We start from the raw sequence: 25,860 nt of genomic DNA on the forward strand, positions 1-25,860 counted from the left end.
CCGACCGCGGCCAGGCCCCGGCCCGTCCAGACCCCGACCGAGACACCGACTTCGTGCCGCAGCCGATGCCCGCGCCGCACTCGATACCGCCCTCAGGCGCCGCCCGCTGCGTCGACCTCGTCTCCGCGCTCATCCGTCGTATCGACCACCGCACCAATGGTTTCCCAATGGCGAAGTCAAGCTGTGTCGAGCGACGAGATTCTGTGATCAGTCGAACCAGACGACGAGTCGCACGTGTTCTGGCCCATGCAGCTCGGCAAGCGTCCGCATCACGTCCCAGACCGGTGCCCAATGGGTTCCCGGCCCGGCGACCGCGCCGCGGCTGCGCATGCCGGACCGATCGGTCTCGTCCCAGTTGGCAGCTGCCAACTCGGCCCAGTTGATCCACGTTGTTCCCTGTGCGTCCTGTGGCCCGCCCCAAGCGTGGAACGCGGCCCGCAGCGCGTCCGATGCGTCGTCCGGCAGGCCACGGTCTTCGGTCAACGGCTGGAACCCGAAGGAGTTGCGAACGCCGAAGAGACATGCGAGGGCGTCATAGGCGTTACCGGTGTTGAGGAGGAAGAGGTCGATGGCGGCGTGCCAAACCGCGTCCTCGTCATCCTCTCCCCAGATTCGAGCCAGAGGTCTGCACTCGATCATCCCGCTCACGTCGGTGGACATGTCTGCAGTCTGCCGAAAACGGACAAGGCCCGTCGCCTCGATTTCGATGCAGAACCTGCCGGTGGGCTGGGACGGGATGACTTCGGTGAGGCGCCGGTCCAGAATCAGGGCCCAGCACGTTGATTCTGCCGCGGCGAGGGCGATCACGGCCTGGGTATGGCGTTTGCCTTCAGCGCGCTTGCGGTCGTACAACGCCCGGGGGTTGGAGCCGTAGCGGACGCTCATCAAGGCGGACATGTAGAAGACTCCGGCGTCGGAGCCATGCCGGCGAATACCGCGAGCGCGTCCGGGCTGATGAAGTTCGCGAGGTCGCTGCAGACCGCAGCAAGAAACTCAGCGCCCAGCAGTCGACCGATGCCGGGCATGTGGGCCAGGACCGCGGCCAGCTCGTGGGCACGGAATCCGGCCTCGAAGAGCTCGTCGATCTCGGCGACCTTCACGTGCAGGGCTTGGACCTCCTGGGCGAGCGTCCGAACGAGCCGGGCGGTCACAGCCTCGACAAGAAGGCAGTGTGCTGCCGCAGCAGCCTCGACGACCTTCTGACGTCACTGCCACCAACTGTTCCGTGCCGTTCACCGACTGTTACCGGCCGTGCCCGTCCACCTAGCGCGTGGCGGCCTACACCGTCAGGTCATCAGCTGGTCCAGTTCGACGCCGATCGCATCCCGCAGCGCATCGTGCTGCGGGCCGAGCCTGAACCGCTCGTCACTCCACCGCTCAGGGGGATACAGCCACACCGGCTTGCCCACCAGCTCGGCCGGCTCCCATGCGAAGCGCGGCCAGACATGGGCATGCAAGAACGGGTCTGTATTGCCGAGGATCTCCAGATTGACCCTGCGGAACTCGGGATCCAGCCGCCGGCAGATCCGCTCAACCGCTTCCCCGAGTCGGTCCATGTCGGACAGAAACGACAGCCGCTTCGACTTGGACAGGTCAGAGAGCCGTTGGACACCCAGCTCGTCCGCGAGGAGAACTGAGTACCCCGGCAGGAACTGAACGTCGCCGATCACCGCGAAGCCGGACTCAAGTCGCCGCAGCACAGTCGGATTCTCGCCGAGCAGAGCGGCCCCGATCCGATCCATCCGCCACTCATCGGTCATGGCCTGAGCCTATCCGTAGGGCGATCAGGGCCTGCCTCCGCTTCCCCCCTGCCCACTCACTTGATGGACCAACCAAACGAGGCGAAGAGCGACCCCGGACAGACACATTCGATCTGCTCCGCGGCCAGGCGCAGCGACCATCAGTTGCCCGTCGGTAGAAATCCGCTGTGTGCAGCTCTTGCGGTCAGGATCACCGCCTCGCGATGGCGGCGCTGGAGGAGCTGCTCGACGAGTAGCCGCAGCAGTCCTTTCCACGGAACGGTACGTGCCCGTTTGTCATTTCGAGGAGCCAAAAATAGGATCAGAGAAGGTAGGCGGGGAGATTTGTCGTGACGGACGCCGACTACGCCGAACGCCTCGTGGCTGGGCGATATCGACTGCTCCGAAGGCTAGGAGCCGGCGGTATGGGTCGCGTCTGGCTGGCGCACGACGAAAAGCTCGACTGTCAGGTGGCCCTCAAGGAGATCGCTCTCCCGCATGGGATGCGCGAGCAGGAGATGCGCTCCCGGATCGCCCGGGCTCGGGTGGAGGCCCGGCATGCGGCTCGGCTTCGCGGCCATCCGCACGTGGCTACCGTGCACGACGTCGTTGACGAAGACGGACTTCCCTGGATCGTCATGGCGTACGTCCCCGGGGCAAGGGACCTCGCCGAGGTGGTCGGTGAGCACGGTCCCCTGCCGTCCGCCGAAGTCGCGCGCATTGGCCTGGCCGTCCTCGATGCGTTGGTGGCCGGCCATCGCGTCGGCATCCTGCACCGAGACGTCAAGCCGGCGAACATCCTGCTGACCCCGCCCGGTCAGGAAGTGACAGGCCTCGGCCGGGGCGGGCAGGTCTTGCTGGCCGACTATGGGATCTCCCTGGAACCGGACTCCGGCGAGACCCGTCTCACTGAGACGTCCGGGCTTGTCGGTACGCCCGGTTTCCTCGCGCCTGAGCGCGCCAGAGGCGTCGCTCCCAGCCCGGCTTCCGACCTCTTCTCACTCGGCGCCAGTTTGTACTTCGCGGCCGAGGGCGAGGGGCCCTTCGATCGCCCCACGCCATACGAAACACTGACAGCGCTGCTCTTCGAGGAAGCCCCCTACCCTCGACACGCCGGCGACATGGGGCCCGTTCTCGTCGGTCTCATGGCAAAGGACCCGGAGCACCGCCTGACAGCGGACGAGACCGAGCGAAAGCTCTGCGTGCTCGCCGCACCACCGGGAGTGGCATCAGGACCCAGCAAGCCGACGGACCCGGCCGCGCAGACGACACCGCTACAGGACGACCCACCGGTACCGCGCTCATGGGAGTCCCTCTCCTTCCCGACGGCCAGCGAGCCGGTCCGAACCACGGAGCCACCGACGCGGCTCTCACGCCACCCACGCCTTTCGATTGCTTCAGCACGGGTCGTGGCAGTCATCGCCGCCGCGCTACTGCTCATCATCGGCGGCATCTGGGCGGGTGTCGGCATGCTCAAGGCGCCGAACCACCCCGCCGCGACCGGCAGGAATCTGGTCTACGGAGATACCGTCGGACTGACCCGCGAGCTGAAACCCGGCGACTGCGTCAACGCTTCATGGCACGGCGAGCGCCTCGCAAGCCCACCGCGGCTGCACATTGTGGACTGCAACTCCTATCCGGACGGACAGGTTCTGGACGTGGACGCGACCACCTCGCTGGGTGATGCGAAATCCAACGGTCAGGGCATTTGCCGGGGCCTGCTGCGCGACACATTGCGCAGGATGGTCGACGTTGAGTCCTTCGCACTGATACCTGGCAAGGAGGGCTGGGCTCATGGTGTGCGGAACACCGCCTGCCTGCTCTTCGGCAGAACCGTCAGCCTTTACGGTCCTGTACGGAACTACAGGCACTACGGTGACCAGATCTTCGTCGAGAACAGCTCGATCGGCGACTGCTACAACACGAGAAAGTTGGAGGAACACAATTACGCGTTCTTGCTCACCAGCTGCGGAAAGCCGCACGAAATGCAAGGGGTCGGCTATCTCAAAGCACCTTCGACCATGCGATTCGACGCTTGGGATGCCATCGGTGACCTTTGTGTCAAGCAGTACGGTTCCTACCGGAACGCCTCCAGAGACGTGAGCGGTTGGAATCATGCAGAGGACACTTGGCGGAAGGGCTTCCGATACGTAATGTGCCTGGTGACCTCGCGTCAACAAGGAAAGAAGCTGCCTCCCGGATCATTCGTGTTCACCCACTGAAGCAGAAACCTAGGCCCCTCACGCCAAGTAACGAACGGGAATAGAAGCAAGACGGAGCAGTAATCTGCGCGGCGTAAGAAATGAGGACCTGCAATCGGCAACCAGTCGGCAGACTCGATGCTGGGGTACATCGTCGCCACCGGCATCGTTTGCACGCCGTCAATGTGCCGAACGCCAGCTCTCTGCCGCACCCCGTCCGCTCCTTCGGCCCGCCACCGCCCTCTGAAACTCGACCACACAGCGATGCCGCGCGCCGCTCGCGAGGCCGGAAGGCCGAACGCGCCCTCGGGCAGGCGACCGACGTCGCTTTGTGGAGTCAACCCACCAGGCCAAACTTCGGCCTGGTGGGTTGAGGGTGTACTGGTGCGATGGCACTCGAAGCTGTTATGGGCCTATGCAGCAGCACCTGTGGCAACGGATTGATTTCCGTCACCCGTTAGTTGCATGCCACTGATCCATCCACTTCTGGAGGGTATTGGGCAGCTGGCCAGCGGCACAGGCCGCGAACGGGAGAGCACCATTGAAACTTCCGTCGTAGGGGCAGGGATCTGCCTCCGACTGGTTGTTGCTTGCCTGGCTTTGATCACCGCCGAGCTTCATGAACGGGACCTGGCCAGCCTCGTTGCCTTGGCCGTTCCTCACCTGATCGCCGCCTCGGCCAACATCCTGGGCCGCAGCGGGCGTCTGCACGGATGCCCGAGGAGTCGCTGTAGCGGCAGTCGCTCCGACTGAAACAGCAAGCGTCGCAGCTATGCACGATGCGCCGATAAGCCTGGAAACGTTCCACCGGACGTTGGTATTCGTTTTTGTAGACATGTTGATCCCCTTTCCTGGTATTCGAGTTCTTCTACTCCTGCCACTCACCATGCCCCCTAGCAGCATGGCTGGAAATATACGACTTTCCGTGTCTTGACTTTTGCTCCGAAAGTGGGACCATTCGCGCGATGGTGTCGCGCGGGTGCGAACGGGGCAGGGGCCGATACAGTCACGGACCACGGCCGAGATCGGGCTCAAGTACCGTCGCGGAGACGGGTCCCGTGCCTGACCTTGGGTGGGAAGACTGGACAGCCGCGAGGTGAATCCGAACCGCCTGCCGACGACACGTCCTCCGGGCCACTGCTTCAGGGACCACCTGGTCGACTACGCCGCCGCTCTCCCCGACCGCGCAGCATCCCCGTCGAGGAATCGCCCGGTGTCCCGTCGCAGCGCCGCAAGCAACCGCGGCATCGGGCAGCCTCGTACGCATCATCAGCCTTGCTCCGGGTGACGACGAGGCGGCGGGGCGCGCTCCGGGAGGGGAGGCGAGGCCGGCGGATGACAAGACCGCCGGCCGGGCCCTCAGCGAGCCGCACGACCGTTACATCGACAGCGAGGTGGAAGAGCCTCCGTCCGAGCGCATCGCGGCCTACGTGGCCGCGCTGCTTCAGCGGTGGTGCGACCTCACCGAGGACGAGGACACCTCGCCCTGGTCAACCGGCCCGTTGATCGGCGAGGCCAGGGGGCCGCTGATCTACTTGCCCATGCGGTGAACCATGGCTGAGGAGGCGTCGGCCTACGCGGCGGCCGTCGCGGAGTCCATGGGTCTGATCTGCTTCGACGTGCAGCAGAACCGGCTCAGGCCGTGAGAAGGCTGCCCAAGCGGCGGTAGCCGATGAGGGCTGCTGCTATGCCGACGAAGGCGAGAAAGTGCTCGGCCTTCCGTTCATGGCGGCGATGGAGCCTTCGGCAGCCGGCCAACCAGGACACGGTTTTCTCGACTACTCACCGATGTCGTCCCAGCCGCTGCGAGGACTCGACACCCTTGCGGGCAATGCAATGGCGGATGCCCCGTCGGCGGAGCCATCGGCGCAGGTGGTCGTAGTCGTAGCCTTCGTCGGCGTGCCGCTTCGCTGGCCGTCGGCGCCGGGGACCGCGGCGGGAGCGGATGTGCGGGATGCCGCGCACGAGCGGCTTCAGGCCCTGACTGTCGTGCATGTTCGCGCCGGAGATGCGCGGCGACAGTGGCAACCCGTTCCGGTCGGTGATCAGGTGGATCTTCGATCCCAGTTTGCCGCGGTCAGTCGGATTCGGTCCGGTCAGTGGCCCCTTTTTTGCGGCCCGCAGGCTGACGGAGTCATTCGCGCACCGCGACCAGTCCAACTCGCCTCGCGCTCCGAGTTCGTCGAGGATCACGCGGTAGAGCCGGGCCCAGACCCGGCCCCGGCTCCATTGAGCGAACCGAGCGGTAGACCGTCTGCCAGCTCGGGCCGAACACCGGTGGCAGCTGCCGCCAGGTGCAGCCCGACGTCGCCACGCAGATGATCGCGGCCAGCGACTCCCGATCACCTGCTCGACGTCGGCCACCGCCCTGCGGACGTATCACTTTCGTCGCGGTACCACTCGCCGGAACACCACCCACAACTCGTCCGGCACCAGACGCTCAACCCAATCCGTTATGCACGGCTCAACGAACGATCAGGCCATGAGAAACGACGTCTAAGGAAGGCCTCCTGAAGACCGCACCTTATTGACGTGACGTACTTGAAGTGCGGTCTGGAGGACGTCATGTGGCACGGCGAAGTGGGATGACGACGTTTTAGCCCATGCGCTTGCGGTCGAGCCGGTAGTCCCTGATGTGGCGGAGCCTCTCATTGTCCTCGAGCCAGCCGGCTTCGGGACCTGCTTCCGGGTGCGGGAAAAGACGGGAGGGGCCATGCCTACGAGCTTGGCCAAGTTGGCAGCGGTCTAGAGGACGGCGCCGGAACGGTCGGTAGGGTGGAGGGCTGCTCGGTGAGCGCACCTCGGGGAAGCGTTGGCGCGCGCCGTGGATTTCCTACCGTTCCGTCGCCGGGTCCTGGTCTGCGAACACCAGGGATCTCCAAATCCTTCGGCAAGCGCCTGCGGAACACCCTCGGCCGGGAGGCCGCCGGTCATGACCGCATGGCTGCTGGAAAAATCCCGACGTCTACGAGGTCCGGTCACAGTCACCGATGCCCATGCACGAGCCTGACACACGCTCATCGCCGGCCATGCGGTCACGGGCACGCCTTCGATGACCGGTTTCTCCCCCAAGCGGTCGTAGCGTTCCGTCGGGGCATGTGCGACACGCTTCAGTGTGTCGCACCCTCGCTCAGCCGAAGGTCGGTGACGGTGTCGGCGGCGGCGCGCAGCAGTGCGCGCACACCGTGCGCAACGGTGGCCACCGGCAGTGAGGGTTCTCTGCGGTCGGTCACCTGATCCGGTGCCCAGGGCACATGGACGAACCCGCCCCGCACAGCGGGGCGTTCGGTGGCGATGAGATGGGCGAGCCCGTAGGCGGTGTAGTTGCAGACAAAGGTGCCCGCGGTGTGGGAGACGGATGCCGGGACGCCTGCTGCACGTATCGCTGCCGTGCAGGCCTTCACGGGCAGAGTGGAGAAGTATGCGGCGGGTCCGCCCTCGACGACGGGTTCGTCGACGGGCTGATGGCCGATGTTGTCGGGGATGCGTGCGTCGGCGAGGTTGATCGCAAGCCGTTCCACGGTGATGTCCGGGCGGCCCCCGGCCTGGCCCAGGCAGACCACCAGGTCGGGCTCGGTCCTCTCGATCGCACTGCGCAGCGCGGTGAGTACCGTCCCGAAGGCGCAGGGGAGTTGGACGGTGCTCACCGCGAGCCCGTCGGGTGGGGCGGCCGCCACGGCGGCGGCTACCTCCCAGGAGGGGTTCACATGGCTGCCGCCGAAGGGCTCAAAGCCGGTGAGAAGCACGTGCGAGGTCATCCAAGCCCTTCCAGGTGCGTTGCGGGTGAGGCGGGCGCTGTACGGCCGGGGCAGAGATCAGAACGCGAAGAGCGCCATGATCAGGATGTTGCAGACGAGGAGTGCGCCGGCGGTGGGCAGTTGCGCCTTGATGGGGCCGTACTGGTCCCGCAGTTCCAGTAGTGAGGCGGGGACGAGGTTGAAGTTCGCCGCCATGGGGGTGACCAGGGTGCCGCAGAATCCCGCGAGCATACCGACGGCAAGGACGGCGGCCTCGTTGCCGTGCATCTGCTGGATGAGGACCGGCCAGCCGACGGCGGCTGTCATGACGGGGAACGCCGCGAAGGCGTTGCCCATGACGATCGTGAACAGAGCCATGCCCACGCAGTAAGCGATGACGGCGAGGTACTTCTGGCCGTCCGGCAGGATGGTATGGGTGATCCGCCCGACCTGTTCGCCGACTCCGGCCGTCTGGAAGATCGAGCCGAGTACGGCGAGCAGTTGGGGCAGCAGTAGTGCGTAGCCCATGGCTTCCAGCAGGGAGCGTCCGGAGTGCAGCGGGCGGGAGATCGACTTTTCGCGGGTGATGAGCAGTCCGACACCGAGGGCGACGACACACCCGATACCGAGGCCGAGCAGGGTCTCTTTGCCTGTCTCAAGCAGGCCCGTGTTCTTCAGGACGGTGGAGCACAGCAGGGCGACGGCAGAAATGGTGAGGGCGGGGACGAAGAGCCGGTTGCCGAGACGGGCGGCTGACGCCGTGCGTTGCGAAGCGGAGGCGGTCTGTGCGGTGCCCTTGCCGATGAGGTTGAAGCCCGCCAGCACGATGAGGGCCAGCACGGCGACGCCGAGCGGCTCGGCCGGCAGGGTCCAGCTCGCCGACCCGGGAGCCGCGGCGTTGAGCTGGGCGTTGGCGACGCCGGTGCCGTAGGGGAAGCACAGGCCCAGTAGTCCCCAGAACGCAGCCGAGGTCCATCTGCGCGGGTTGCTGCGGTCCGCAGCCATCTGGCAGGCCATGACGACGAAGACGAGACCGATCAGCCAGAACAACCATTCGACCTTGATCACTTGGCGGTCTCCTTCGGTGCGGTGGTGCGGTGCTTGTCGGCGGCGAGCGCCGTCTCGCGCTCCAGTTGGCCGTCCAGCCGCAGCAGGCGGAAGCCGTGTACGAAGAAGGCGCAGACAGCGGTGGGTATCGCCCACAGGGCGAGGTCGGTGGGTTCCAGGCTCTGGTGGTAGGTGGTGTTCACGAAGCCGGTGATCAGCAGGATGGAGCCGATGGCGATGAAGCAGTCCTCTCCGAAGAACAGACCGACGGTGTCCGCGCTGGCGGCGTAGGAGCGCACCTTCTCCCGCATGCGCTCGCGTAGTTCTGCGCGGTCCTGGGCGCCGAGGGTGGCGGGCAGTGCCCGCTGCGCCGAGCGTTCCGCTGCGGCCTCGGCCATCGGGGCGACGAGCGGCCGCACCGTCTGGGCGGGGCCCCCGACCGCCGTGAGTCCGGTGGCCGCAGTGAGCTGGCGTATCAGCAGGTAGACAGCAAGGAACCGCCCGGCGCTGAGCTTGGCGAGCCTGCCGATGAGGGCAGCGGCCTGCTCACGCAGTCCATGACGCTCCAGCAGACCGATCACGGGCAGCACGATGACGAAGACGGTGACGGAACGGCTGGAGGCAAAGCCGTTGCCGAAGGCGGCGAGCAGTTGTTGCGGGCTGAGGCCGCCGAGCAGGGCGGTGAGCACTCCTGCGGCGCCCACGACGAGGACAGGGTTGCGCCGGGTGGCGAAGCCGAGGACGACCACGAGCACGCCAAGGAGAACGATCATGCATGGACCTTCTTCCGAGTACGGGCCACCAGGCCCGTCCGGGGGGTGGGTTGGCGAGACACTAGAGGATCGTTCAACGATCCAACAAGACGTCGTCGTCACTCTTTACAGAGGCCGCACGTGGGCGGAGGGCTTGGCTCCGAACTGGAGCAGAGTTTCAAGGCCGGCACGCATACGGCGCGGCTTGTGAACGAGCGGGTGCCGGCGTGCACGTGAACGTGCCCGCTCATGTACGGGTGAACGTGCCCAGTTGCCGACGTAGCCGGGATCGTTCGGGGCAGTCAGCCGCGGGCCCGACCGGGCTGAATGACGGCGGCCGACCGTGGTGCTGGATCCGCAACGGTGGATGCAGCTTCGACGCTTTTGCGGGCTGTCCGAGTCCGGAGCTATCAGCCTGTAGGAGATCGCAGGCGAAACAGGACTCAACCGCCGCACGGTTCGCACGTACCTGTCCCCGGGGGCTCCACCGCACCGCCCCAGCGGGCTGCGGCTCGCCGCGGCCGCCGGTGCGCGGCTCCACCGGCACCTACCAGCGGATGAAGCTCTGCATACAGCAGGCCGCCCCCGTATCGATCAGGAACCGGGCATCAGCCGGACGACCAGATCCTCCCCCACGCCGGCATGTCGAAGGTCTACTCGTCCACACGACGCCGTCCTCCGCACGGGATCCGTCATGCCGCTTCACCACACACCAGGACCCGGCCGCCTTCTTCGACTGCCACCGGCAGGCCTTCGCCCACTTCGCCGGGGCCCCGATGACGATCGTCCACGACCGCACCAAGACCGTCGTTCGCCGCCACGTCGCACCAGGCGAGGCGGCACCCCTGCACCCGCAGACGGTTCGGATTCGCCGGACACCACGACTCCCACATCGACGTGCCGGCCGCCTATCGGCCCTCCGGGAAAGGCCGGGTCGAACCTCAGGTCCTGATCATTCACCACCGCGCCCTGCCCGGACGGTCCTCCGTCGCGGTCGAGGAACCCGACGCCGCCCTCAACATGTGGGCGCCTCTGTGCCGGTGCGCGCCTCCTGCGCGGTCAGCGTCCTTGTCCGGACCGCCGACGGCGGGGTCGTTGCGGGATGCGGCGCGAGCGCCGTACGGGGGTCGGATCACCCCCGGCCGGGGCCCACGTTCTCGCCCACTGCGCTTCCCAGGAGCCGTCGTCAGCGGGCATCACGCACTGCGTGGCGCCATTGAACACGGCGTAGCCGTAGGGGTCCCCGCTCTTGCCGGGGGAGCACTCCAAGCGCCCGCGAGCGGCTCCCTGGATGTCTCCGCTGAACCGCAAGTCGGTTCTGACAGGCGGTACGCTCGCGGACTTGCTCGCCTTCGGTCTCGCCTGGCCGGCCGCGTGGTCAGAGTAATTGTCAATTCCGGTGGATTGAGGGAAACGGGTTGGCGCCTTGGATGACCTGCCATCCGGAGGCCGGCGTGCCCGTCATGAGGCGCTGGACGCATTCTCCTCGGAGCGTCACGAAGGCGGTGAGGCCTGTGTCGAGTTTTCTCTCACCGCCCCCATCCGACGTGCCACAAGCCGCGCTGTTTCACCCGGCGGTGCAGGGAGGGGGTTCTGACGTCATTTCTCGTGAACATCCACGGCCTGGCTTTGTCGATGACAAGCGACAGCGCCTGCCGGTGAGTTTCGGCAGCGGTTCCTGCTCCGCGGGCCCGAGTATCTCGGTGGGTTTTGACACCACCTCGGGGCGCGGGAACGGCCGTGGGGGAGCTCGTTGGACGGGCACGGGCCGATGGGTCGTATCGCGCTCGGCGAAAGCCGTCGAACAGGAGCAGTGACACCAGTACGTTCGAACGTCCCAGGTCATCTTTTCACCGGCGCGGAGGACCAGTGCTCAAAGACATGACTGCCGTCGTCACGGGTGGATCCCGAGGGATCGGCCGGGCGATTGTTGAACGCTTGTGCCGCGACGGAGCGGACGTGGTCTTCAACTACGCCACCAGCGAGGAAGCCGCAGCCGACGTCGTCCGCGCCGTTGAGGCGGACGGCGGCAAGGTCCGGGCAATACGCCTGGACCTGAAGGAGCCGGATGCGCCAGAGCGGCTGATGGAAGCCGCCGAGGCGCATCTTGGCAGCCTGAACATCCTGGTGAACAACGCCGCAATGTCCTTCAGCCCGGCCCCGATCGCCAAAACCGAAGCGGAGGTGTTCGACAGCGTGATGGCAGTCAACACCAGGTCCGTCTTCTTGACGATGCGTTATGCAGCCCGGCAGATGCGCGACGGCGGGCGGATCGTGAACATCTCCACCATGAACACAGTGCGGCCCGCACCAGGCATCGGGCCATACGCTGCCAGCAAGGGCGCGATCGAGCAGCTGACCGCAGTCGCTGCCCGGGAGCTCGGGCAACGCGGCATCACGGTCAACACCGTCTCTCCCGGCGCGACCGACACGGAGCTGCTCCGTGGAACCAATCCCCCACAAGCCCTCCAAGCGGTCATCGGCATGACACCGCTTGGCCGACTGGGTCAACCGTCCGACGTGGCCGATGTCGTCGCATTCCTCGTGGGTCCGGACGGCGGGTGGATCACAGGCCAGAACCTGCGAGTGACGGGCGGACTGGCTTGAGCCCAACCTGCGACCCCGGTGTCGGCATGAAGCGACTTCATGCCACCGGGACCTGCGGAAAGAGGCGTAACACAGCTTCCGTTCAGCGACTTCGACCCTGCCCCGGGTCTGGGCAAGGCGGTAGGAGTCGGTGCCGGTCTCGATGACTTTCCCGCCGAAGGTGAGACGGTCGACGATCGCCACACAAAGCCGTGGTGTCCTTGCCCGGACCACCGGTGGCGGGGTCCTGGTGGGATGCGACGCGAGCGCCGTACGGGGGCCGGATCACCTCCGGCGGGGCTCCCCGAGAAGCCGCCCGCAATGCCCGGCCGGCCGGGGGCCGGCACCTGCTCGCCAGTCGCAGCGAGCAGATTCGTGGGGCCGGGCGGTCCGGCCGCGCGGCGCCCCGCACACACCAGGACGGTGGCATTCGGGAGAAGCGCAGGGCACAGCTCGCAGACCTCTTCCACACTCCACACACGCCGCACCACCGGGTCGTGCCGCAGGATCATCACCACCCCGCCCGTACACGTCCGGGCATCGGGAAAGGCACCGCACCACCGGGAGCCGTAGTGCAAGGAGGCATGGGGATCGAGAATGTGCACTTTCGCGTGCGCAGCGGCATGCGCAGCGGCCGAGGCACGCAGCGCGGTGATGTTCTCGCAGCGGGCCGGCATCCGGCAGGCCTCGACGGCGCAGGTGACCGAGGCAACACGGCCGCCGCGACCGTAGGACAGCGGGACGACGCGGACCCGATCACGCACAGACGGGTGGACGGGCAAGGACCCGCCAGACGGCGGCACATCGAGGTGTCCCAGCGCCGCGGCCATCATGACGGAGCCGGGGGCGTCGAGCAGCGGAGAGTGCGCAGCGGGCGGCGCCGTCTGATCAAGGCGTACACCCGTGCGTCCAGGTCGTCCCACACTGCTGCATCGCCCGGGTCGGCGGGGCACGGACTCAGCCCGCGCACACCGCTGATGCCGCAGCGGTCGCCCGGACGCGCGGCGGCACCCAGGGGCGCTGGAAGGCCGCGGACTCCTGAGCGGACGGGTACAAGCGGCCGCGGCGGCGGCCAGGGTGTGGCCACGCTCGACGAGCGAACAGGCCAGGATGCAGTGACGCTCAGCAAGGCAGCCGGCCCAGTGCTCAGGGGTGCCGAGTCCATGAGGGCGTGGGAGCCGGCAACCCAGTCGCCGACCCCGCCGCCGTGGCGGAGCCGACGGGACAGACGGTCGGGCAGGCACTCACGGAAGCGGCGTTCGGCGTAGGTCTTGGCATATACCTTTCGCAGACGGCGTCGGCGCGGGCCAGCGCGGCACGCGTCCACTGCCGGCGATCGGCCCTCGCGGAACGCCGAGCGGCCAGGGCGCGGCCAATCGCGCCGGCAAGGTGGCGCCGTCCCAGCCGTGGCCGGGTCCGACCTGCGGCTAGGCGGCCAGCAGAAGACTGTCGCCAAGTCTGATCTCGAAGGTGGTCGTGGGACGTCGACACGGATCAGGAAGGCGCAAGGGGCAGCAGATTATGGCCCTCGCAGTGCGGACGGGGCGCACTACCGCAGCGTGCTTCCGGCATCAGCGGGAGGCACCAGTGGGCGTCGGTTGAAGCTCGCGCGATAGGCCGTAGGAGTGAGTCCGACCCGGCCGACCATGTGCTTGCGGAGGGAGTCCGCGCTGCCCAGACCGCTTTTCCTGGCTACCTGATCCATGGGTAGCTCGGTGGTCTCCAGGAGCTCTCTGGCCCGGTCGAGGCGCCGGTGCAGCAGCCATTGGAGCGGGCTCAGTCCAGTCTCTGCGTGGAAGCGCCGGGTGAGGGTGCGCACGCTCGTCTTGGCGTGATTGGCCAAGTCGGTCAGGGTGAGCGGGCGATCAAGATGTTCGAGCGCCCAGACGCGAGTGGAGGCGAGTGAAGTGCCGCGCTCGGGCGGCAGTGGGGTCTCGATGAACTGGGACTGGCCGCCCGGCCGTACGGGAGGGACGACCGCGAGCCGCGCGGCTGCGTTGGCGGCCGACGCGCCGTAGTCGAGCCTGACCAGATGCAGGCACAGGTCGATGGCGGCCGCGGCGCCCGCCGAGGTGAAGATGCCACCGTCCTCTACGAAGAGGAGGTCGGGCTGTACATCGATGGACGGAAACCGGGTGGCGAGGTCGTCGGCCAGTCCCCAGTGGGTGGTGGCGCGGAGCCCGTCGAGCAGGCCGGCCTGGGCCAATACGAACGCACCCGTACACAGGGAGGCGATTCGTGCGCCGGTGGCTGCGGCTTTCCGTAGACCGTCAAGGACCTCCGCGGGAGCCTGCTCGCCGCCGCTGCCGACGGCGATCACCGTGTCGGCACCCTCCATCGCGTCCAGGCCGTCCGGCACCACGATGTCGGGGCCGCCGACGGTCGGCGTCGGGCCGGGCCGCGCCGTACAGACATGCACGTCGTAGTGCTCGACGTTGTTGAACACCATGAGCGGGATCGAGACGTCGAAGCTCAGTACGGGCGGCACGATGACTGCGGCGACGCGATGCATGGCCAGATCCTCCGGATGGTTGGCATTGTGGCCACTATTCCACGGAGCCGTGGAGCGGCACCGTTGTCGGCATGAAATCTCATGTGATCGTGGGTCGTGGGGCCGCTGCGTCGAAGACCGCTCTTCTTCTTGCCGAAGACGGCGAGCGGGTGCGAATGATCAGCCGGACGGGCGGCGGGCCTGACCACCCGCTCATCGACAAGGTCGCAGCGGATGCGACCGACACCGATCGGCTCACCGTGCTGACAGAGGGGGCGGACACACTGTTCACCACCGCCGCGCCGCCGTACCACCTCTGGCCCGAACAGTTCCCGACCTTGTCCGCGTCGCTCCTCAGCACGGCGAGGCGGACCGGGGTCGCCTACGTCATGCTCGGCAACCTTTACGGCTATGGGCCGGTGAGCGGGCCGATCACGCCGGACTTCCCTCTGACGGCGACCGGTCCCAAGGGGCGGACCAGGGCGCGGGTTTGGGAGGAGGCCGCCGCCTCGGGGGTGAAGGTCACCGAGGTGCGGGCCGCCCAGTTCTACGGCGCCGGCGCTGTCTCGGTGTTCAGCCTCATGGTGCAGCGGCAGGTCATGGAAGGCAGGCTGGTCCTGGTGCCGCAAGAACTCGACGTGCCACACAGTTACTCGGCGATCGGCGACACCGCACGCACGCTGGTTGCCGCAAGCCGCAACGAGGAGGCGTACGGCCGTGCCTGGCACGTACCCACCTCGACCCTGTCGGTGCGGGAACTGGCCGGGCGACTCGCCGATCTCGCGGGCGCACCGGAACCCCGGATGGAAGAGATGACCGAACGCGACGTGACCATGCTGGCGTTCACCGAGCCGTTCTGGGCGGAAATGCACGAAGTACTCACCAAGCCCGGCCACCCGTTTGTCATCGACTACTCCGAGACCGAGAAGATCCTCGGCGTGAGCGTCACCCCGGTGAACGACGTGCTCGGGGAAGTGATCTAGGGCGTGCATCGAAGGTGGATCAAGGTACTCGTTCTGGCTCTGGCATGTGTCGTGCGATGCTCGCGTCATGACTGATCAACGCGAGGTTGCCATCGTCCGCTGGCCAAGTCAGGCGCCTTCTGCCCGGGATGGGCTGGCAGATCTGCTGGCGGCCTACCATCTGCAGACGCAGGCCGAGAAGGGTGAGGCCGTCGCCGGTGTGGGTGGGTTGCCGGACCGCTACCGGGTAGAGATCGCGGATCCGCAGGCCGTGTTCGAAGACGATGTCGTGCTGCTGGCGTTGAGCGGGGAAACTGCGGTGGGCTGCCTGGTGGTGACCGCCTCTGTCGACGGACGGTCCGAGGTCAAGAGGCTCTGGACGGACCCGGCGTTCCGGGGGCGGGGCATCGCGTCCCGCCTGGTCAACGCCGCGCTCGTGCATGCTGCGGAAAACGGCGTCAGCGCGGTGCGGCTGTCGGTGTGGAAGTGGCGGGCAGGCGCGATCGCCCTGTACGAGCGCCTCGGATTCACCGCCACCGAGTCGTGGGACGAGCGGGACCAACTGGTCTGCATGGAACGAGCCGTCTGAGTGGCACGGCCATTCATTGATGGCCGCGGACGAGGACGGTCGCCTCGTAGCGGACCGCGAGCTTGTCCTAGCGCGTCGCAACGGCGCGGTGCCCTTTTGAGGCGGTTGATGCCGCACTCCCCTGCATGCCGCGCCTTGTAGTCCTCCGGGTCGAACTTCGGCGGCCGGCCGCCGCGGGAGCCGCGTTTCTTGCGGTTGCGGGCATGGTCGGCCTTGTCTGGGATGGTGCAGCGGATACCGCGCTGTCGCAGGTAGGGGCGGTTATTGCGGGAGGCGTATGCCTGTCGGCGCGGACCCGATCGGGGCGACAGCATGTGCATCACACCGTGGTGGCGGTTGTAAGTGGCCCGCAGCCTGCGCGGACGCCTCACGGACGCCTCACCGGACCCCACGCCTTGACCGTGTCTTTCCCGATCCGGCTGATCCGCTGCAGCTTCCGGCCTTCCTCCATGCTGACCGGACGGACGAACACATTGGGTCGACGTCCCACGACCACCTCCGAGATCAGTTCTCGGAGACAGTGTGCTGCCCAACGACCAGCAGGCAGATTACCCGGCCAAGGCTGCGTGACGAGCCACTGGGTGCACGGCACGGCCAGTTGAGGCGGCGAGGTCGCGGCGGGCCAGCCCGCCCATGGGGCGTCGGTCCAGGGCAGGCAGGGCGATGAAGACGGCGTCTGTAGCCTGGGCGCCAGGCCCGCAGGGACGCTGCCACCGATTCCACAGGCGGCCTTCTCGCGGCCTAGCAACGCCACCCAGGCGCCCCCACAGGAAGATCTCCCAGGCCAGCGCCGCAAGCAGGCTGCGGGCGGGGTGACGATGACCCTCCGGTCGGCGAGCGGAGGTGCCCTCCTTCCCGGCTCGGACGGGCGTCGCGCCAGCCGCACCTCACGGCAGCCGCTTGCTCACCCCGACCCGTGCTCTCCCGCGCGTCGGGTCCTCCATGTCGGCGGGCGCGCGGTGTGGTCGGGGTGGCCGGGCGTACGGCGGTCCTCTTTCATCTGCGCCTCGTACAGGTGGTCGCGGCCCTGTGCCAGCTCCTGGACCGCGCTTGTCTCCAGTTGCTGGAACGGCCGGTAGTAGGTGGCGTTGTATGCCTCGACGATCTGGAACGTCCAGTGTCCGGGGATGACGTTGCGCCCAAGGATCTCCGAGCGGACCTTCTCCGCCCACTCGGGGTGACCGGCCTCGCGCAGCAGCCGGACGGCGTCGTCCAGTTGCAGGTCGGCCGTTCCGGTCAGCTGGTGGAAGTCATACAGGCGGCCTCTGGCCCGCTCGGTCGTCTCCAGTGCCTTGGACAGCGCTCCGAGGGCTTCAACGGTTGCGTCGTCGAGACCATCGGGGCGCCGGTGGCCGAGGTCGGGGCCGCCGGGGGCTCGGTCGTACTCGTTCATGACTGCTCCTTCCCGGGATGGGCCCGCCCCGGCGGGGCGGGAAGTCAGTGCCTGGCGCCCGTGCGGTCGCGGTGAGCCCTCCGCGCCTCGCTCTCGCACAGCCAGGTGAGCCGGGCAAGCATCGCGCTGACGCAACTGGACCGGCCCATCGAAGCCGACGTTGTGCAGCCGGCCACCCGCCCCTGCAGGGGGTACTCGTCCACGAGCACCAAGCAACGCCCGCACCACCGCCGCAGCTCGATCCCGATACGGGCCGTGCCCAGCACCCGGCAAGGGCCTCCAACTCCAGACAGACGCCTCCCGCGCTGGCGGACGACCGTCTCGTTTGGAACAGGTACGCAGCCCAGCCGCACCCCATAACAGATCACAGCATTCGTCTGCGGCCACTGACCACGAACCAAGAGGATCCGGACCGACTCGGATCAGACGTCGAACGGCCACTGTCAGACCTCCAGAATGCCTGGACGAGTTGCCCGTCGACACAGCCGAGTGCCCCCTCACCAGGGATACAACCGGCACTTGCCGCAAAACCACCAGGACCAACACAGTCACACGGGAAGTCCAGGCGCATACCCACGTCAGGACGTCACGCGCCTGCTCCTACGGCGAAGACCCCACAGTTCCAGCCCGTCCCACGCCCGCCCCACGGTTCAGACCACCCGAACCGATCAGCCCAGCCAAGCCATCCCCCACCCACTGATCAAACCGCAGCCATTCAAACTGGATGACCAATACGCCGTCGAAGAGCGGTATGTCGCTGGCCTGCCAGTCCCAAGCACCCACCTCATGGCGTGCGCCTGGACCAGCAGCCCGTGCGGCTTCCCGGACGCATCGCGTTCGATCTGCTGAGGCTCACAGGGACGCACGCGACCAGCCGGCCGTACCAGCGGCGCAGGGCCGCCCTCGAGTCGCCGCCCGCCGGCTGTCCGTCCCGTGGGCACTGTGCCCGTCGACCACCGATGACCGACAACACCGACGACCTCACCACCGTCCAGCGCTGGCCCTCCAGAGCGCTGCACTGGCTGCACACCGCCTACCAGGAGGGCCATGGACAGCCCCCGCGGACGCCGCGATCGACCTCGCCGACCCGAACAGCGGCTACAAGCCGCTCGGGGAAGCCGCGCTCGCCGACATCCAGGGGGCACGCGGCCTGATCGACTCCTGCTGGCAGCAGCTGCGCCAGAGGGCGGCCATCATGGGGAGAAAGGCCGCGTCGTTCGCGGCTTGCTAGGAGGTTGCGGTGGACGCCCCGGACCCTCCCAGCCGACACCACGTGTTGCCCGCCCGGAAGCCGGCGGGCAACGCTTTCCTCGCGTGGCGCCGTCGCCCGGGTCATGGTGGCGCGGAGGCGTCACGGTGGCCTGGGCCTGCCGGACCGGTGCCGGTCCGGTGCCGCGCCCCTGACCCGGACGTACGAACGTCCGTCCCGGCGGGGCGGGAGCTCAGGGGGTGAATTCCTCCTCCAGCTTGTCGATCGCCCCGTCCGCACCGAGGTGGTACTTGAAGACCAGCCCGCTGTTCGGGTGCGCCTCGAGCCAGTCGAGGAACTCCTGCACGCCGATGTGCTGGTTCTCCGTGCTTGCGACGACGGGATTCGTGACGGTGACGTAGGCGGCCTGGTTCATGGGCACAGGGATCTCCTTGCCGACCGTCTCGAACGGGGCGCCGTCGGAGTCCGCGGACGCGCAGCCCCAGGCGCCGTACTTGACGATCAGGTGCAGAGCGCCACCCTCGGGCGTGTAGCGGTAGACCGCCAGCTCGTCCGGCGAGATGGGCATCTTGTGGTCGCATCCGCTGCCACTGCCCGCGGCCCCGGAGGCGGCGGGCTTCGCCGGTGCCGGCGCCTTCGGGGCCGCAGTCTTGGCCGGGGAGGCCGCGGCGCCCCCGGGGGTGGACTTGCCGGCGGGCTCGGCGGCCGCCGTGGGTGAACCCGTCGCCGAGCTGCTGACGGAGGGCTGCGCCGTGGCTGTCTTCGTGCCGGCTGCGGAGCCCGTGGAGTCGCCGTCGCCGTTGCACGCCGCGAGCGTCAGGGCCAGCAGGGCAGCGGCCACACTCGTCGCGGTCGTACGGACAACGGCGCCGGGTCTGCAGTGGTCCTCGGTCGTCCTGGTCATCGTCACGGCTGATCGTCCCTTGTCTGTCAGGCGCACCCTGTGTGCGGGCTGTGTGTCAGTCGCCGGGACGGACGGTTTTCCGGCGGCCGGTGGTTGCACCGGGCGCATTTCGTCGCCTGCTCGTGACCCGAGCTGCGCGCCCGGGCGGCTGTCCCTGCCGACGCAGGGTATCCGCAGGGTCACATGACACGATCAACGGGAAAGGAATCGGCTCGTGACCCTGTCCGAGAGCGAGCGAGTGCAGAACACCGGTCGTGCCGGCCGGGCACGCAAGGGCGAGCGCGTCGGCCGTTTCCTGGGCCGGCACTTATGGCTGCAGGTGATCCTGTCCCTGCTGGCCGCCAGCGCGTTGATCATGTTGTTGTTCCCGGGGCGCTCGTTCGCGTCCGTCCTCGTTCGCACGGCCGCCACCTCCGTGGGGGCGATCGCCGTGCTGGTCGCCCGGCGGCGCAAGGAGAGGCGTGCCGCGGGCGGCTCCGCGGACGATCTGGTGTCCCTGGACCTCAGGCTCCGCCACGGTGAGGTGCCCGAGGCCCCCCAGGAACGCCGAGCCATGCGTGACCTCGTGGCGCAGCGCCTGCACCGCACGCGCCATCGCCGGGCTGCCCTGGTGCTTCTCGGGGTGCTGTTCGGCGGGCTCACCGCGCTCCTGGCGCTGACCGGGGACGCCCGGCAGTCCATCGGCTTCGGGGTGCTCACCGTGGTCTTCGTGGGGTGGATGGCGTACCAGGGACACGTGCAGAACGGGAGGCTGCGGGCGATGTGGGCCGCCCTGGCCGACGACACCCCCGCAGGGCGGGACGGGTAACACCCGGCACGGACGCGGCCAGGGGCGGGTGCGGCCGGGGAGCTCACTGCGTGATCTTCGTTCCTGTCAGGGGGCTGGTCAGGAGAGGGGAACGTCACCGTGACCATGCCCGTGCGCCGCACAGGGGACCGCCGTAGACGGGAGCCGACGTTCGCCACCGCACTGGGCTGCGGATCCACCGGCCCTGGCCGTGTGCATCCTCGGGTTCGCCCTCCGGACAGCGGCCGCCGCGGCCGGGCGGCGCCCCGTCTGCCCGCTCGGTGTGGCCTGGGCGCCGGCGCTTCGTCCCGCGCCAAGGCGGCCCGCGCGAGGACGGCCTGGCCGGCGTCGTCGCGCGGACCAAGAGGCCACGCTCGTCCAGCCCGTCGACTACGACGCACTGGAGGCCGGCCAGCCATCCGAAATCAGTAACCGGCCCGGCCCAGGAACGTTCGATCCAAGGCCGGGCCCACGCAATGCCGGGGTGAGGTGATGGCGCCCCTGAACGCTTTGCTGACGCCGGCAGCCTGATGGCCGGGCAATAGCCCGCGTCAGAGCCTCGAGGTCACCCGTTGGCCCCATCGCCGCAGCCCGGAAACCGTGTGGGCTCCCTGGCAGGCGGCCGTGGAAGCCCGCCTTGCAAAGAGGCCAACCAGTGCGGGATCTCAGGACTCGCTGGTGATCAGACGGACGGCCGGAGCTGAGACCAACTGGGTACGGGACGCGCCGGGGATTCGGACGTTGACGAAGCCGCCCTCGATCGCGAAGTCGACGCCCTCGGCGCGGTCGACGCAGCGGCCGTCGGCGTCGGTGATGGTGTAGCCGGACACGAGCTCGATCGAGCCCTTGCGCCACTCGCGATTCATGCGGACACCTCCGGGAAGTCCAGGTCCGGCTGGGCAAGGTGGTTGAAGTAGTTGGACAGCGTGTTGAGCGCGATGTGGGCGACGATCTCGGCCAGCTCGGCATCGGTCACCCCGGCTCGGCGGGCGTCGGCCAGCGCCGTGTCCTCGACGCGGCCGCCGGTACGCATGACCTCGCGGGCGATCCGCAGCACGGCGTCGGCGTGCGGGTCGGTGTCGTCGGCAGCCTCGCGGGTGCGGACCAGTTCCTCGTCGCTCAGGCCCAGCTTCCGGCCCCGCAGCGTGTGGGCGCTGACGCAGTACGTGCAGTGGTTCTCCTGTGCGGCCAGCAGCGCAAGCTGCTCGCGCAGCCGCGTGGACAGAACGCCGCGGCCGAGATGATCGCGCATGGCCAGGTACCCGGCGAGTGCCGCCGGGCCGTTGGCCAGCGCCGCATACAGGTTGGGTAGCCGGCCGAGCTGGCGGCGGGTGCGGTCGAGAAGCCCCAAGGGGTCGTCGGTGAGCTGTGGCATGCGTGGCATGAGCCCCTCCAGATGGTACCGATCGGTTCCGTCTTCTTGCGGCAAGACGGTACTGATCGGTTCCGTACGCGTCAAGATCGGGATAGCCTGGTCACATGGCCACCCACGCACGCGAACGCCTCCTCGACGCAGCCGAGGATCTCTTCTACGCCGAGGGCATCCGGGCCGTCGGCGTCGAACGCATCCTGGCTGAGTCCGGAGTCGGCCGAGCCTCCTTCTACAGGCATTTCGCCAGCAAGGACGACCTCGTCGTGGCCGTCCTGCAACGACGGGACCAGGCCTGGCGCGCCTGGCTGGCCGAACGCGTGGACGCCTTCGGCGGAGAGCCCCTGGACGTCTTCCGTGCGCTGGCCGAGCGTTTCACCAACGCCGACTTCCGCGGCTGCGCCTTCATCAACACCATGGCCGAGACCGCCGACACCGGCAGCGCGGCGTACCGAGTCGCTGCCGAGCACAAGGAGCGCGTCACCGCGTACGTCGCGGGCCTGCTCGCCAAGAGTGGCCACGAGGATGCCGAGGCACTCGCGCGACGGTTCGTTCTGCTGATGGACGGCGCGATCGTCACCGCGCTGCGGGAACGCACGTCGGCTCCCGCAGCGGAGGCACGCGAGGTTGCGTCAGCCCTGCTCTGCACTGCGGCGTGACCTTGCTCAGGAGGTGACACTCCCACGATGCCGCGGGCCGAGTCCGCAGCATGCAGACGATCGCATGCTCTGACGCGCCATGATGCACCAGTGCTACGTTCCGATCGGGGATCGAACGCAGGTTGCTGGGCACGGGGGCTGGGGTGGCTTTGCTGGAGGCGTTGATCACGACCGTTGCTGGAGCGGCCTCGGCGACCGTAGGAGTGCTGGTGGGGGGGATCGTCACCAGACGGGGCCAGGACCATCAGTGGTCGCGGGATCAGCAGTTGGTGGCTTACCAAGAACTCCTGAGCCACTACGCCAAGTTCACCATGGTGATCAAGCGAGCACACACCGACCATCGCGGCTGGGACTACGACTGGGCCGAGTGGAGCGCCGTCCTGACGCGGGTCAGCTTGATCGCGCCCGCAGAGGTTGCGGGAGAGGTCGACAGCTTTGGGCAGGCGGTCGACCGCTTCCTGGACCGCGTCGCGCGAGACGTCGATCCAGTCCATACGCCACTCGGCGAAGAGGAGTTCCGGGAGGCCGGAGCGGAGGTGGCTCAGGCGCAGGTGCGACTGGTCAATGCGATGCGGCGGTCACTGGGCGGTGGACGGAAGGGGCTGACCTTCTGGATCGGAGGGTCGCACTCCGACCCAGCAAGTGGCGGATCGTTGTAGCGATCACAGCCACTCGTCGATGACGGCGTTGGCGACCGTGGCCTCGTAGCGGACGGCCGGCTTGTCGTACCTCGTGGCCACCGCCCGGTGGCGCTCAAGGCGGTTGATCCCGCACTCGACTGCGTGCCGCCCGCGGTGGTCGGCCTTGTCGAACCTCGGCCGGCGACCGCCGCGAGCGCCCAGCTTCTTGCGGTTGCGGATCTGGTCGGACTTCTCCGGAATCGTGCAGCGGATGCCGCGTCTGCGCAGGTAGCCGCGGTTGGCTCGACCCGTTGGCCGCGTCGGCCCGGACCCGGTGCGGTCGACAGCGCCGCCTGCCGACACCCATGCGTGGTACCCGGATGCCCTCCATGACCGGCTGGAACTGGGGACTGTCATGCCGCCGGCCGGCCGTGACCACGTAGGACAGCGGCTTCTGTCCGTGCTCGGCCGCCAAGTGCGTGCCGTCGCGCTGCCAGCGGCGAAAGCGGCCGTAGACGGTTTCCCACTCGCCGTAGCGTGCAGGGACGTCACGTTAGGGCGCGCCGGTCCGCGTCCGCCAGCGTATGCACGGAAGAGTGATCAGTGCTGCGCGGAGAGGCGGGGCGGTGGTGAGCGGTGGCGGGTTCCGTGCAGGTGCTGATCTCGGAAGTCGTGCTCGTACGGACCCGTGAACGGCGGGGTGCCTTGCATGGAAGCTTCACCGACTTCGACACATGCTGGAAGCCCTGGCATGGCGCTCGCCGGGGATGGTCATGCCAGGGGCCTTCTACCTGCGCATAGCGACGGTCGAAGATCGTGAAGTCTCTCGCGGCAGCAGCCACGGAGCGTCATGGAGTCCCGTAGGTTTCCGCTTCCGCAGCTCGATCGCCGGTTGCCGATAGGTCATGTTCGGTGCGATACGGCTCTGCCCTGCCAGCGGTAGAGACCGCGCAGCAAGGATATCTCGGCGCCGTGATGGATCAGTTCCCTGTTGACGTGCAGGACCCTGTTCTCCATGGGAAACGGCTCGGGACCCACCGCGGGCGGATTCTCCAGGTCGGCGTCCGAGAGCTCGCGGACCCCCGCGTTCCATCTCCCGTACATCTCATCGAGCTGTTTCAGCGCCTCGTCAGCGGTCCCCGCGTAGGCGAATGTCGCGGAGTCGACGTCCTGGCCGCCGAAGTACCATCCGACCCGATAGCCCAGGCAGGAGACGATGATGTGCGCCAGCCGCCAGGCAATCGTGGTCACCGGCGCCGGCACCGGGGCACAGGATGCGGAGTCCATCGTCCACTCCCCCGAACCTGCCGACATCGGCGCGGCAGACGTGCCACGTGGGCGGATGCTCCAGCAGCCGGGCACCGGCTCCCAGAAGTACTCCTCGTCGGTCAGACCCTCCAGCCGCGGCCGCAGGTTCTTGCTCCAGTACCAGTCCAACTGCTCCGCGAGCCGTTCACTTCTTGTCATTTCCGCACACTACAGACAGCGCACTCCTGGCTGCGCCCTCGGTCGGCGAGACGCACCTAGCGGTCGTCAAACTTGCCTGACGATGCCAGCTTTGGATGAGGCAGGACACGCAGCGCGGGGCCCTACCCCCCATCAGTCGCCGTCCGCGGGAACGACCTGGACCGGCTCCTCGTCCCAAAACCTGGTTAGTGGGCGGCTTCAGCACAGGTCACCGGGGCTTGTACTTCACCAGGTTCTTGACTGGGCGGTCCCATACCCAGACCCGCATCGGCCCGCGCGCCACCCCGGCCGTCATGCCGCACGGGGTAGTCGCGGCACGCCCCACAGCCGCAGCACGCCAACAATCCCTCACCCGGAGCGGGCCGTCGCTCATCCGTCGCCGAAGCCGGTGATGCCTTGGTGCCGCGGTACGGTCCGGAACCTTGACGCCGATCGCTGACCGGGCGGATGTTCTTGCTGGAGGGGACGACGTGATATGCGGGCGACCGCGCGGGCGGGAGGGGCCACGTCACTTCACCCTCGCGCCCTTGGCGGCTTGGGATGGGGTGATGTCCCGGCTCGCGCGGAGCATCTCCTGGTACAGCGCGGCGTCCTCCGGCGCCACAGGCGGAACAGCCGCACCGAGCTGACGATACGACACCCTGCGGCCCGAGGATCCATCGTCGGCGGCTAACGGCGGCGCTGTACGTCCTGACCGAGCGGATCGTCTGTCAGCGCCAGGCGAGCGGTGATGCGCTTGCCGACCGGTTCCCGCTTCGCTTCGAAGCCCTGGCAGACAGCCATCACGATCTCCAGGCCATGCTGCCCCACCCGGCCCGCCTCCGCGGCGCGGGCCATCGGCAGCACAGGATCACAGTCCCACACCTGGATCTCCACCAGCTCACCGGCGATACGCAAATCCAGCAGGATGGGGCCGGCGGCGTACTTACAGGCGTTGGTGACCAGTTCGCTCACCACCAGCTGCGTCAGTTCCAGGGCTCGCTGGGAGACGGCGGCGCCGTGCTCGGTGCGCATCCGGGTCAAGAAGTCGGCGGCCATGTCACGTGCCTCGGCGATGCAGGAACCCTGCCCCTCGAAAGCTGCCGAGGCATGCAGGGGGCCATCCACGAGGTGGGATCCCATGAATGTCGTGTTGTCGTCGCCTGACAGGGCCCGCTTCATTCGCGTCACCTTCACTCGTCGTTCATCCAGGACCGCGTACCCGTGATCGGCTCGGACATCCCCATGGACGTACCGGGAATCTGTGGTCTGCGCCACACCTCGTGTCGCTCATGCGATGCCGGGCAGTGTTTCGAAGGGACACGTCGGGACCGTCAAGGATTCCGGCGGCCCCCAGCATGCTTCTCG

The 25,860-nt window shown here is 67.9% G+C and carries 22 protein-coding genes and 3 pseudogenes; 8 read left to right on the forward strand and 17 right to left on the reverse strand.

Features of this window, described 5'->3' with window-relative positions:
* Nucleotides 1-207: 207 nt before the first annotated feature.
* From ACZ404_RS34065 to ACZ404_RS34075, 3 genes are all read right to left on the reverse strand, one after another.
* Nucleotides 208-897 carry a hypothetical protein gene (locus ACZ404_RS34065; RefSeq protein WP_468446759.1) on the reverse strand — a complete coding sequence of 230 codons (690 nt, stop codon included), beginning with the start codon at nt 895-897 and terminating at the stop codon, nt 208-210.
* Complete coding sequence (locus ACZ404_RS34070) at nt 885-1,151, reverse strand: transposase (RefSeq protein WP_468446761.1); 267 nt, start codon at nt 1,149-1,151, stop codon at nt 885-887. The genes ACZ404_RS34065 and ACZ404_RS34070 overlap by 13 nt, the downstream gene beginning before the upstream one ends.
* Nucleotides 1,152-1,286: 135 nt before the next feature.
* A complete protein-coding gene (locus tag ACZ404_RS34075; RefSeq protein WP_468446763.1) occupies nt 1,287-1,760 on the reverse strand; it encodes a diadenosine tetraphosphate hydrolase in 474 nt (157 codons plus the stop codon).
* A 329-nt stretch (nt 1,761-2,089) separates the two neighbouring features.
* Between ACZ404_RS34075 and ACZ404_RS34080 the strand changes: the two genes are divergently transcribed.
* Together ACZ404_RS34080 and ACZ404_RS34085 are read left to right on the forward strand one after the other, a co-directional pair.
* Nucleotides 2,090-3,961 carry a serine/threonine-protein kinase gene (locus ACZ404_RS34080; RefSeq protein ID WP_468446765.1) on the forward strand — a complete coding sequence of 624 codons (1,872 nt, stop codon included), beginning with the start codon at nt 2,090-2,092 and terminating at the stop codon, nt 3,959-3,961.
* Between the two features lie 1,373 nt (nt 3,962-5,334).
* Nucleotides 5,335-5,490: a hypothetical protein gene (locus tag ACZ404_RS34085; RefSeq protein ID WP_468446767.1), complete on the forward strand. Its 156-nt coding sequence runs from the start codon at nt 5,335-5,337 to the stop codon at nt 5,488-5,490.
* Nucleotides 5,491-5,575: 85 nt separating this feature from the next.
* Here the strand turns inward: ACZ404_RS34085 and ACZ404_RS34090 are convergent.
* The 4 genes and pseudogenes from ACZ404_RS34090 to ACZ404_RS34105 all read right to left on the reverse strand — a co-directional run bounded on the left by ACZ404_RS34090 (nt 5,576) and on the right by ACZ404_RS34105 (nt 9,497).
* Nucleotides 5,576-6,397, reverse strand: a pseudogene (locus tag ACZ404_RS34090) (IS5 family transposase).
* A 653-nt stretch (nt 6,398-7,050) separates the two neighbouring features.
* Nucleotides 7,051-7,698 (reverse strand): pyroglutamyl-peptidase I, encoded by a 648-nt coding sequence (gene pcp / locus ACZ404_RS34095; protein ID WP_468446769.1) that lies wholly within the window; start codon nt 7,696-7,698, stop codon nt 7,051-7,053.
* Nucleotides 7,699-7,755: 57 nt separating this feature from the next.
* A complete protein-coding gene (locus ACZ404_RS34100) occupies nt 7,756-8,745 on the reverse strand; it encodes a DUF979 domain-containing protein (RefSeq protein ID WP_468446771.1) in 990 nt (329 codons plus the stop codon).
* A complete protein-coding gene (locus ACZ404_RS34105; protein ID WP_468446773.1) occupies nt 8,742-9,497 on the reverse strand; it encodes a DUF969 domain-containing protein in 756 nt (251 codons plus the stop codon). The genes ACZ404_RS34100 and ACZ404_RS34105 overlap by 4 nt, the downstream gene beginning before the upstream one ends.
* 1,860 nt (nt 9,498-11,357) lie before the next feature.
* Here ACZ404_RS34105 and ACZ404_RS34110 point away from each other — a divergent pair.
* Nucleotides 11,358-12,083 (forward strand): SDR family NAD(P)-dependent oxidoreductase, encoded by a 726-nt coding sequence (locus ACZ404_RS34110; RefSeq protein WP_468446775.1) that lies wholly within the window; start codon nt 11,358-11,360, stop codon nt 12,081-12,083.
* A 90-nt stretch (nt 12,084-12,173) separates the two neighbouring features.
* Here ACZ404_RS34110 and ACZ404_RS34115 read toward each other — a convergent pair.
* Together ACZ404_RS34115 and ACZ404_RS34120 are read right to left on the reverse strand one after the other, a co-directional pair.
* A pseudogene (locus tag ACZ404_RS34115) lies at nt 12,174-12,278 on the reverse strand (IS21-like element helper ATPase IstB); the annotation flags it as partial.
* A gap of 1,333 nt (nt 12,279-13,611) precedes the next feature.
* Nucleotides 13,612-14,574 (reverse strand): GlxA family transcriptional regulator, encoded by a 963-nt coding sequence (locus ACZ404_RS34120; protein WP_468446777.1) that lies wholly within the window; start codon nt 14,572-14,574, stop codon nt 13,612-13,614.
* A 71-nt stretch (nt 14,575-14,645) separates the two neighbouring features.
* Here ACZ404_RS34120 and ACZ404_RS34125 point away from each other — a divergent pair, with 71 nt between their 5' ends.
* Both ACZ404_RS34125 and ACZ404_RS34130 read left to right on the forward strand, forming a co-directional pair.
* Nucleotides 14,646-15,536, forward strand: a complete 891-nt coding sequence (locus ACZ404_RS34125) for a Rossmann-fold NAD(P)-binding domain-containing protein (protein WP_468446779.1) — start codon at nt 14,646-14,648, stop codon at nt 15,534-15,536.
* Nucleotides 15,537-15,603: 67 nt separating this feature from the next.
* On the forward strand, nt 15,604-16,104 hold the full coding sequence (locus ACZ404_RS34130) for a GNAT family N-acetyltransferase (RefSeq protein ID WP_468446781.1): 501 nt from the start codon (nt 15,604-15,606) through the stop codon (nt 16,102-16,104).
* Between the two features lie 70 nt (nt 16,105-16,174).
* Here ACZ404_RS34130 and ACZ404_RS34135 read toward each other — a convergent pair.
* From ACZ404_RS34135 to ACZ404_RS34145, 3 genes and pseudogenes are all read right to left on the reverse strand, one after another.
* Nucleotides 16,175-16,411, reverse strand: a pseudogene (locus ACZ404_RS34135) (IS5 family transposase); the annotation flags it as partial.
* Between the two features lie 597 nt (nt 16,412-17,008).
* A complete protein-coding gene (locus ACZ404_RS34140) occupies nt 17,009-17,497 on the reverse strand; it encodes a hypothetical protein (protein ID WP_468446783.1) in 489 nt (162 codons plus the stop codon).
* Between the two features lie 1,442 nt (nt 17,498-18,939).
* Nucleotides 18,940-19,611 (reverse strand): hypothetical protein, encoded by a 672-nt coding sequence (locus tag ACZ404_RS34145; protein WP_468446844.1) that lies wholly within the window; start codon nt 19,609-19,611, stop codon nt 18,940-18,942.
* A 214-nt stretch (nt 19,612-19,825) separates the two neighbouring features.
* Here ACZ404_RS34145 and ACZ404_RS34150 point away from each other — a divergent pair, with 214 nt between their 5' ends.
* Complete coding sequence (locus tag ACZ404_RS34150; RefSeq protein WP_468446784.1) at nt 19,826-20,419, forward strand: hypothetical protein; 594 nt, start codon at nt 19,826-19,828, stop codon at nt 20,417-20,419.
* A gap of 644 nt (nt 20,420-21,063) precedes the next feature.
* On the opposite strand, the gene ACZ404_RS34155 is transcribed toward ACZ404_RS34150, so the two are convergent.
* Together ACZ404_RS34155 and ACZ404_RS34160 are read right to left on the reverse strand one after the other, a co-directional pair.
* A complete protein-coding gene (locus ACZ404_RS34155; protein ID WP_468446786.1) occupies nt 21,064-21,264 on the reverse strand; it encodes a hypothetical protein in 201 nt (66 codons plus the stop codon).
* Nucleotides 21,261-21,782, reverse strand: a complete 522-nt coding sequence (locus ACZ404_RS34160; protein ID WP_468446788.1) for a carboxymuconolactone decarboxylase family protein — start codon at nt 21,780-21,782, stop codon at nt 21,261-21,263. The genes ACZ404_RS34155 and ACZ404_RS34160 overlap by 4 nt, the downstream gene beginning before the upstream one ends.
* 95 nt (nt 21,783-21,877) lie before the next feature.
* On the opposite strand from ACZ404_RS34160, the gene ACZ404_RS34165 reads away from it, so the two are divergent.
* Nucleotides 21,878-22,426: a TetR/AcrR family transcriptional regulator gene (locus tag ACZ404_RS34165; RefSeq protein WP_468446790.1), complete on the forward strand. Its 549-nt coding sequence runs from the start codon at nt 21,878-21,880 to the stop codon at nt 22,424-22,426.
* Nucleotides 22,427-22,569: 143 nt separating this feature from the next.
* On the forward strand, nt 22,570-23,085 hold the full coding sequence (locus tag ACZ404_RS34170) for a hypothetical protein (RefSeq protein ID WP_468446792.1): 516 nt from the start codon (nt 22,570-22,572) through the stop codon (nt 23,083-23,085).
* 3 nt (nt 23,086-23,088) lie between these two features.
* On the opposite strand, the gene ACZ404_RS34175 is transcribed toward ACZ404_RS34170, so the two are convergent.
* From ACZ404_RS34175 to ACZ404_RS34185, 3 genes are all read right to left on the reverse strand, one after another.
* A complete protein-coding gene (locus tag ACZ404_RS34175; protein WP_468446794.1) occupies nt 23,089-23,409 on the reverse strand; it encodes a hypothetical protein in 321 nt (106 codons plus the stop codon).
* Between the two features lie 540 nt (nt 23,410-23,949).
* On the reverse strand, nt 23,950-24,513 hold the full coding sequence (locus ACZ404_RS34180) for a DinB family protein (protein ID WP_468446796.1): 564 nt from the start codon (nt 24,511-24,513) through the stop codon (nt 23,950-23,952).
* 669 nt (nt 24,514-25,182) lie between these two features.
* On the reverse strand, nt 25,183-25,635 hold the full coding sequence (locus ACZ404_RS34185; protein ID WP_468446846.1) for an ATP-binding protein: 453 nt from the start codon (nt 25,633-25,635) through the stop codon (nt 25,183-25,185).
* Nucleotides 25,636-25,860: the final 225 nt, after the last annotated feature.

It is taken from the genome of Streptomyces sp. NPDC030798 (genome assembly GCF_055572275.1).

What these genes read in the sequence shown, in the direction of transcription:
- ACZ404_RS34145 (WP_468446844.1), bottom strand. Translation starts at nt 19,611, where the DNA reads ATGACCAGGACGACCGAGGACCACTGCAGACCCGGCGCCGTTGTCCGT.
- ACZ404_RS34065 (WP_468446759.1), bottom strand. Translation starts at nt 897, where the DNA reads ATGTCCGCCTTGATGAGCGTCCGCTACGGCTCCAACCCCCGGGCGTTG.
- ACZ404_RS34130 (WP_468446781.1), top strand. Translation starts at nt 15,604, where the DNA reads ATGACTGATCAACGCGAGGTTGCCATCGTCCGCTGGCCAAGTCAGGCG.
- ACZ404_RS34105 (WP_468446773.1), bottom strand. Translation starts at nt 9,497, where the DNA reads ATGATCGTTCTCCTTGGCGTGCTCGTGGTCGTCCTCGGCTTCGCCACC.
- ACZ404_RS34110 (WP_468446775.1), top strand. Translation starts at nt 11,358, where the DNA reads ATGACTGCCGTCGTCACGGGTGGATCCCGAGGGATCGGCCGGGCGATT.
- ACZ404_RS34120 (WP_468446777.1), bottom strand. Translation starts at nt 14,574, where the DNA reads ATGCATCGCGTCGCCGCAGTCATCGTGCCGCCCGTACTGAGCTTCGAC.
- ACZ404_RS34140 (WP_468446783.1), bottom strand. Translation starts at nt 17,497, where the DNA reads ATGAACGAGTACGACCGAGCCCCCGGCGGCCCCGACCTCGGCCACCGG.
- ACZ404_RS34155 (WP_468446786.1), bottom strand. Translation starts at nt 21,264, where the DNA reads ATGAATCGCGAGTGGCGCAAGGGCTCGATCGAGCTCGTGTCCGGCTAC.
- ACZ404_RS34185 (WP_468446846.1), bottom strand. Translation starts at nt 25,635, where the DNA reads ATGGGATCCCACCTCGTGGATGGCCCCCTGCATGCCTCGGCAGCTTTC.
- ACZ404_RS34160 (WP_468446788.1), bottom strand. Translation starts at nt 21,782, where the DNA reads ATGCCACGCATGCCACAGCTCACCGACGACCCCTTGGGGCTTCTCGAC.
- ACZ404_RS34075 (WP_468446763.1), bottom strand. Translation starts at nt 1,760, where the DNA reads ATGACCGATGAGTGGCGGATGGATCGGATCGGGGCCGCTCTGCTCGGC.
- ACZ404_RS34125 (WP_468446779.1), top strand. Translation starts at nt 14,646, where the DNA reads ATGAAATCTCATGTGATCGTGGGTCGTGGGGCCGCTGCGTCGAAGACC.
- ACZ404_RS34180 (WP_468446796.1), bottom strand. Translation starts at nt 24,513, where the DNA reads ATGACAAGAAGTGAACGGCTCGCGGAGCAGTTGGACTGGTACTGGAGC.
- ACZ404_RS34165 (WP_468446790.1), top strand. Translation starts at nt 21,878, where the DNA reads ATGGCCACCCACGCACGCGAACGCCTCCTCGACGCAGCCGAGGATCTC.
- pcp (WP_468446769.1), bottom strand. Translation starts at nt 7,698, where the DNA reads ATGACCTCGCACGTGCTTCTCACCGGCTTTGAGCCCTTCGGCGGCAGC.